The following is a 7,466-nucleotide window of genomic DNA, read 5'->3' as shown; positions in this document are numbered from 1 at the left end:
ACAAGCAGTCCAGGTCCGCGTCGAGCGCGTTGAAGACCTCGACGATCGCCTCACGACTGCCCGAACCCATGCCTGACATGTTACGAAGGACCACCGACAAGAACCGCCATCATGTGACCACAGAAACCACAGTGACACAAGGGATTTAGAGATCAGCTCTGCCCGGTGCCGTTTGCGTTGTTTCGGCCCGGATGCGACAGGCGGAAGCCCCTGCTGACGCAGACTCGTCGGCTACAAATTCATCCCGGAGAACATGATTCGGCCCGGATCGTACTTCTGCCGTACCGCGCTCAGCCGGGCCAGATTCGGGCCGAAATACCGCGACGGCGGCTGGTTGGCCTCCAGATAGTTCACATAGCCGCCGACCGAATACCGTTGCACTGCTTGGTGTGCGGTGTTGAGCCAGCTGGTCGCCGCCGCCGGGGAACCGGCGTTTTCGACATACCACTGCACCAGCGCGCCGTGCCGCCGCCACGGAAAGGCGGTGGCCCCCGGTGCCACACTGGCGAGGGAGCCGTCGAGGGCATGCATGATCGCCAACATCCGGCCCGCGTCGCGGGGAAAGGCGTCGACCGCCGAGGCGATCCCCGCGGCGACGGCCGTGTTGACGGTGGGAAAGACATCGGATCCGCCGACATATCCCAGCGGGGACGGGTTCAGGTTGTTGACGGCCAGATACCGCACCAGATCCAGGTAATTGAACGTGTGGTTCTCGGTACCGGTCGGTTGCGCGCCAACGGCGGAAGTGATGGCGTTCGCCACGGCGCCACCCGACCCGGCCGGGCAGGTCGCGAGGATACGACAATGCGTACCAAGCGCATCGGTGGTGCTGTCGGCCAGCGCCCAGCTGTTTCGGTCGGCGGTCCGCAGCCAGTTCTGCCAACCGACCAGAACCTGCGCGAACGATTGCGGCGCGAAATTGAGGTTCACCACGTCGACGTCTTTGGTGGGAAACGTGGCAAAGGTCAGCGAGGTCGTCACCCCGAAGTTGCCGCCACCGCCGCCGCGCAGCGCCCAGAACAGGTCGGGATTGCTGGCCGCAGACGCGGTGACCGCCTGGCCGCTGGGTAGCACCACGGACGCCGACGTCAATTGGTCACACAGCAGACCCGCGTGCCGGGAATTGGCGCCCAGGCCGCCGCCCAGGGCGTGTCCGGCGACACCGACTGTCGGGCAGGTACCCGTCGGGATGCCGCGGCCGGCCTCGGCCAGCGCCTCGTGCACGGCGTACAAACTGGTCGCGGGCGTCACCGTGACCTGTCCGGTGGCGGCGTCGTAGTTGATTCCCCCGGGCAGCTGGCGCAAGTCGAGCACCATCACGCCCTCAGCCGTGGACGCCCCGGTATAGGAGTGTCCGCCACTGCGCGCAGCGACCTTGAGATTGTGTCCGGCGGCGAATGCCATCGCCTTTTGCACGTCGGCCACCGATGCCGGAGTGACGATCACCGCCGGTGTCAAGCCGTTGTAGTTCGTGTTGAAAACCTGTTTGGCCGTTGCGAATTGGGAGTCGTCCGGGCGTAACACCCGCCCGCCGACGGCGGCCGCCAGGCCGTCCAAACCGGAGGCAGCGGGGTCGGCGGTGGCCCGGACCGGGCCTAAGACCGCGCCGGCCGCCAATGCCCCGGCGGCACCCCGCAGAAACATCTGACGCGAGAACTCACGAGCCAACGTCGGGCTCCCGCGATTGCGTCATATCCGGCATTGTCGAGTACCGGGAACCGCGGTAGCGCATGACGTGTCGGGCCATAACCGGAACGTGCCCGAACCGTTACCCGCACGGCTGAGCTCTTATTTTCGCCTGGCGGATCCGCGAACCAAACGATCCGGCGAGGCGCTTCGCCCGTTGCGCACCTGCAACCATGTAGTGCTAGCAAATCGCGCTATCATTCTTCGACGGCAAAAACGATCACACTCCGGCTGTCTGATGACCAATACGACCTAGTCAAACGGTATGCCGAGGACGACCGGCAATCGATGAACGCCTGGATCGAATCGTTGGTCGACGTTGAGGACATGAGGCGACGCTGCGCAGCCCATGGCCAGTGGATGTCGAAGAACCCCGGTGCTGTCTCCTTCGCCGAAACGTGGGCTGAGCAAAACCTTGAGGCGTTACCGCGCCCATGAGCCCACGCCGTGGGGACGTCTGGCTCCTCGATGACGGGCGCAGCGTCCTGGTCCTGTCATCGACGTTCTACAACGAAATCGCCTCTGAACCGACGATTATCGTGATACCCGTATTCACCGGGGAACCCGCCGCCGGCTTCGGTGTGCCGATCGGAGACGACATCTGGGCTGCGCCGGGATTCATCACGAACCTACGGAAGTCCCGGCTCGCCGAATTCCACGACCACGTCGATGTCCAAACACTCACAGACGTGAACAACATGCTTTTCAAGATTCTGGCCACCCCCGATCGGTGGCCGGTGACGTCATACCGCATGCAATCGAGCCGGACCGCCGGCCGCTTGGACTGCGCACCAATGTTGCGACACAGTTCGTCCCGAACCCCGTCCGACGACGGCCCGGAATACTCCGTTATGAGCCACTTATACTCATGCTATGAGTAAGCGTCTGCAGGTCCTCCTCGACGCCGACGAATGGGAAGAACTGCAAGAGATCGCGCGTCGGCATCGGACGACCGTCTCCGAGTGGGTTCGCCGCACCCTGCGTGAAGCGCGGGAGCGGGAACCAGGCGGCGACCTCGACGCCAAGTTGCGCGCGGTCCGCTCTGCCGTGCGTCACGAGTTTCCGGCACCCGACATCGAGCAGATGCTCGAAGAGACCGAACGCGGTTACCTGGAGCCGCCCGACGCAACACGGTGATCTTCGTCGACGCCAACATCCCGATGTACCTGGTGGGTGCCGCACACCCGCACAAGCTCGATGCGCAGCGCCTGCTGGAAGCCGCGCTCTCTGCCGGCGAACGGCTGGTTACCGACGCCGAGGTATTGCAGGAGATCTGCCACCGCTACGTCGCGATCAACCGGCGCGAGGCGATCCAGCCGGCGTTCGACGCGATCCTCGCCGTGGTCGACGACGTGTTGCCGATCGGCCGCGCCGACGTCGAGCACGCGAAGGACACGCTGTTGCGCTACCCAGCCCTGTCGGCCAGGGATGCATTGCACGTGGCCATCATGGCCCGGCACCACATCACTGCGCTCATGAGCTTCGACCGCGGCTTCGACGCCTACCCGGGGATCACGCGACTGATCTGACAAGGCAACCAAACATTATATTCATTGCATAGATAGCGCTAAAAGGCATTGACACCCGCCAAAACCCGTCGTTAGCTTCTCTTATGGCGCTGCTGCCAGATCCCGAACCACGGCAGCGACAGCACGTCGTGATCTCGGTCGACGACCATGTCATCGAACCGCCCGACATGTTCGCCGGGCGGCTGCCCGCCGTGCTGGCCGACCGCGCCCCGACGGTCGTCGAGACCGACGACGGGCGCCAGGTGTGGCGCTACGAGGGCCGGGAATACCCGAACATCGGACTCAACGCGGTGATCGGCCGGCCGCGCGACGAATGGAGCATGGAAGCCGCCCGGTTCGACGAAATGCGCCGCGGCTGTTGGGATATCGACGCCCGCATCGCCGACATGGACCTCGCCGGCATCTGGGCGTCGCTGAACTTCCCGTCGCTGATCGCCGGGTTCGCGGGCACCGTGTTCTGGAAGAGCGACGACCTGGAGCTGGGACTGGCCGTGCTGCGCGCCTGGAACGACTGGCACCTCGAGGTGTGGGCCGGCGCCTACCCGCAGCGGATCATCCCGCTGCAGCTGCCCTGGCTCGCCGACCCGCGGCTGGCCCCGGAGGAGATCCGCCGCAACGCCGACCGCGGGTTCAAGGCGGTCAGCTTCCCCGAGCTGCCCGCCCACTGCGGCCTGCCCAGCTTGCACACCGGGGTGTGGGATCCGTTCTTCGCCGCCTGCGAGGAGACCGACACCGTGGTCTGCCTGCACACCGGGTCGGCGCAGTGGGCTCCGATCCCCGCCTTCGACACCCCGTTCGAGACCATCACCACGCTGTTCCCGGTGAACGCCCTGGTCGCCTGCGCGGACATGCTGTGGTCGGGCATCCCGGTCCGCTTCCCGCGGCTGAACATCACGCTGGCCGAGGGCGGGCTGGGCTGGGCGGCCATGCTCGGCGACCGCGCCGATTATGTTCTGGCGCACTCTGCTTCGGGCCTCGAGGGCGGGTCGTGGAAGAGCGACCTGCTGCCCAGCGAGGTGCTGCGCCGTACCTTCTGGTTCTGCTCGATCGACGATCCGCACCCGTTCGGCGCGCTGGACGCCATCGGGGCCGGCCGCATCCTCGTCGAAAGCGACTATCCGCACGCCGACTCGACCTGGCCCGACACCCAACAGGTCGTGGCGCGCAACGTCGCCGGCCTGTCGGCGGAGGACGCGGCCAAGATCACCCACCGCAACGCCGCACAGCTTTTCCGCCACCCGCTGCCGGACGACGGGTGGCTGATGGCCACCGGTTAGGAGGGCCCATGCTCGACTTGTTGATCCGTGACACCGAGATCGTCGATGGCACCGGCGCGCCCGCTCGCCACGGTGACGTCGGCGTACGTGACGGGCGGATCGTCACCGTGGGAGAAACTGACGAATTGGCGGCGAAGACCATTGACGCCCAAGGCCAGACGCTGGCACCGGGATTCGTCGACCTGCACACCCACTACGACGCGCAGCTGTTCTGGGACCCGACCGCGAGCCCGTCGGTGCAGCACGGGGTGACCACGGTCTTCGGCGGCAACTGCGGCTTCACGCTGGCGCCCGCGGCAGCCGACCAGCACGACTACCTCACCCGCATGCTGGCGCGGGTCGAGGGGATGCCGCTGGACGCGCTGCGCGCCGGCCTGGACTGGTGCTGGGCATCGTTCGGCGACTGGCTCGACCGCCTCGAGGGCCGCATCGCCGTCAATGCCGGCTTCCTGGTTGGTCATTCGGCGCTGCGGCTGGCGGCGATGGGTAACGACGCGGTCGGCGGCCAGGCCACCCCGGCACACATCGACACGATGGTCGCGGTGCTGCACGACGCGCTGAACGCCGGCGCGCTCGGGTTGTCCACCTCGCAGTCGCCCACCCACAACGACGGCGCCGGCCAGCCGGTCCCGTCGCGCAGCGCCTCGAGAGACGAACTGGTGGCGCTGGCCTCCGGCGTGCGCGACCACCCGGGCACGACGCTGGAGGCCATCATCCCCGGCTGCCTGTCCGGCTTCACCGATGACGACATCGCGTTGCTCACCGACATGTCTATCGCCGCCGACCGGCCGCTGAACTGGAACCTGCTGGGTGTCTCGGCGGCAAACCCGGCGGGGCACGAAAAGCAGTTGCGCGCCTACGATGTCGCCGACGCACGCGGCGGCCGGGTGGTGGCGCTGACCTTGCCGCACGGCATGAAGATCCGGCTTTCGTTCCTGTCCGGTTTCGTTCTCGACGGGCTGCCCGGCTGGCGCGACACCATGCACCTGCCGGTGCCGCAGCGCCTGGCCGCGCTCGCCGACCCGGCGGTGCGTCGCCGGCTCGCCGAGGGCGCCGCCTCCAAGGAGGCGGGCATGCTGCGCGGCCTCGCGCAATGGGAGCGGCTGGTGATCGTCGAGACGTTCGCGCCGGAGAACGCCGACGCCACCGGGCGCAGCGTCGGCGAGGTCGCGGCCGCCCGCGGCGGCGAGGCGTTCGACACGCTGTTGGACATCGTGATCGCCGACGAGCTGCGCACCGGCCTGTCCCCACCGCTGACCGGCGACGACGCGGCCGACTGGCGGGCACGCGCGCGGGTGTGGCGGCACCCGGGTGCGGTGATCGGCGGCTCGGACGCCGGCGCCCACCTGGACATGATGTGCGGCGCGATCTACACGACGTCGCTGCTGGGCAAGGGCGTGCGCGCGCACCGGGTGGTGACGCTGGAGGAAGCCGTGCGGTTGATCACCGACGTGCCGGCCCGGTTCTACGGACTGACGCAGCGCGGCCGGATCGCGCCCGGCTGGCACGCCGACCTGGTGCTTTTCGACCCGACGACCGTCGGCCACGGCCCCGAACGCACCCGCTACGACCTGCCGGCGGGCGCGCCGCGGTTGGTCGCCGACGCCCGCGGGATCAGCTCGGTGCTGGTCGGTGGGGTCGAGGCGTGCCGCGACGGAGTCGCCACCGGCGCGCTGCCCGGCACCGTGCTGCGGTCCGGGCGGGACACCGAGACGGTGTCGGCTCATGGCTGAGGTGGCAACCAACGACTTCGACCCGACCGAGCTGCAGGGCGGGCTGCTCATGCAGGTCGAAAACGTGCACGAGCGGCTGCGCGAGGCACGCACGCGACACCGGGTGCTGCTCGGCAACCCCTTCACCGAGGTCAGGGCCGGGCAGGTCGGCGATTTCGGGGTGACGGTGCTCGGCTACGACGAGTGCCAGACGGTGCTCACCCACCCGGATACCTACTCCTCGTCGATCTACGAGCACATCATGGGCCCGGTCATGGGCCGCACCCTGCTGGAGCTCGAGGGAGCCGAGCATCGGGCCAGCCGGGCGCTGGTGTCGCCGTCGTTCCGGTCGGCGCTGCTGGAACGCTGGCGCGCCGAGCTGGTGGAGGTGGTGGTCCACGAACTCATCGACCGCTTCGCGCCGCGCGGGCGCGCCGAGCTGGCCCGCGAGTTCACCTTCGCGTTCCCGGTCCAGGTGATCGCTCGGATCATGGGCCTGCCGCGACAGGACTACCCGCGCTTCCAGCGGCTGTCGATCGAGCTGCTCAATGTGGTCTACGACTGGGAGTGCGGGCTGGCCGCGTCGCGATCGCTGAAGGCCTACTTCACCGAAATCCTCGCCGAGCGCCGACGCAACCCGCAGGACGATTTGATCAGCACGCTCGCGGAGTCCGAGATCGACGGCGCACGGCTGACCGACGACGAGATCTTCGCGTTCCTGCTGCTGATCCTGCCCGCCGGAGTCGAGACGACCTACCGAGCCTCGGGCAACCTGCTGGTCGCGCTGCTCACCGAACCGGAGCTGCTGGACATGCTGCGGGCCGACCGCGGGCTGGTCCGCGCTGCCATCGAGGAGGCGTTGCGCTGGGAGCCGCCGATCACCACGGTGGTGCGGGTGGCGGTCCGCGACTGCGAGCTCGGCGGGGTCGCGATTCCGGCGGGAACCAACGTCAGCGTCAGTGTCGCGGCCGCCAATCGGGACCCGGCGCGCTATCCGGACCCGGACCGCTTCGATCCCGCCCGCAAGAACATCGCGCACCTGACGTTCGGCGGCGGCCCGCACTTGTGCCTCGGCATGCACCTGGCGCGGATGGAGGCCGCGGTGGCGATCAACGCGCTGCTGGACCGATTGCCGGGGCTGCGGCTGGACCCGAACGAGCCGACCCCGCATGTAGTGGGGGTCGCCTTCCGCTCGCCCGCCGCGCTGCCGGTCGAGTTCGCGCCGGCGCCGGCCTGACGCCGGACTCCCGCATGGCGCGTCG

Annotated in this window: 7 protein-coding genes; 6 read left to right on the top strand and 1 reads right to left on the bottom strand. The window is 68.1% G+C overall.

Annotated elements, in window-relative coordinates:
- Positions 1-231 precede the first annotated feature (231 nt).
- Positions 232-1,668, bottom strand: coding sequence for an FAD-binding oxidoreductase (locus tag CDN38_RS24485; RefSeq protein ID WP_075512812.1), 1,437 nt, complete (start codon positions 1,666-1,668; stop codon positions 232-234).
- A gap of 452 nt (positions 1,669-2,120) precedes the next feature.
- Between CDN38_RS24485 and CDN38_RS24475 the strand changes: the two genes are divergently transcribed.
- From CDN38_RS24475 to CDN38_RS24450, 6 genes are all read left to right on the top strand, one after another.
- On the top strand, positions 2,121-2,567 hold the full coding sequence (locus CDN38_RS24475) for a type II toxin-antitoxin system PemK/MazF family toxin (protein ID WP_075512811.1): 447 nt from the start codon (positions 2,121-2,123) through the stop codon (positions 2,565-2,567).
- Positions 2,560-2,823: an antitoxin gene (locus CDN38_RS24470; protein WP_075512810.1), complete on the top strand. Its 264-nt coding sequence runs from the start codon at positions 2,560-2,562 to the stop codon at positions 2,821-2,823. Before CDN38_RS24475 ends, CDN38_RS24470 begins: the two co-directional genes overlap by 8 nt.
- The gene (locus CDN38_RS24465; protein ID WP_075512809.1) at positions 2,820-3,215 is read left to right on the top strand and encodes a type II toxin-antitoxin system VapC family toxin; all 396 of its coding nucleotides are present in this window, start codon (positions 2,820-2,822) and stop codon (positions 3,213-3,215) included. Before CDN38_RS24470 ends, CDN38_RS24465 begins: the two co-directional genes overlap by 4 nt.
- Positions 3,216-3,298: 83 nt before the next feature.
- On the top strand, positions 3,299-4,492 hold the full coding sequence (locus CDN38_RS24460) for an amidohydrolase family protein (protein ID WP_099319238.1): 1,194 nt from the start codon (positions 3,299-3,301) through the stop codon (positions 4,490-4,492).
- Positions 4,493-4,500: 8 nt separating this feature from the next.
- Positions 4,501-6,225 (top strand): N-acyl-D-amino-acid deacylase family protein, encoded by a 1,725-nt coding sequence (locus CDN38_RS24455; RefSeq protein WP_099319237.1) that lies wholly within the window; start codon positions 4,501-4,503, stop codon positions 6,223-6,225.
- Positions 6,218-7,441 carry a cytochrome P450 gene (locus CDN38_RS24450; protein WP_075512806.1) on the top strand — a complete coding sequence of 408 codons (1,224 nt, stop codon included), beginning with the start codon at positions 6,218-6,220 and terminating at the stop codon, positions 7,439-7,441. Before CDN38_RS24455 ends, CDN38_RS24450 begins: the two co-directional genes overlap by 8 nt.
- Positions 7,442-7,466 lie beyond the last annotated feature (25 nt).

Source organism: Mycobacterium ostraviense (assembly GCF_002705925.1).
Lineage (GTDB): Bacteria > Actinomycetota > Actinomycetes > Mycobacteriales > Mycobacteriaceae > Mycobacterium > Mycobacterium ostraviense.
The sequence above is the reverse complement of the archived record's forward strand: the minus strand, read 5'-3'. Positions and strand labels throughout refer to the sequence as shown.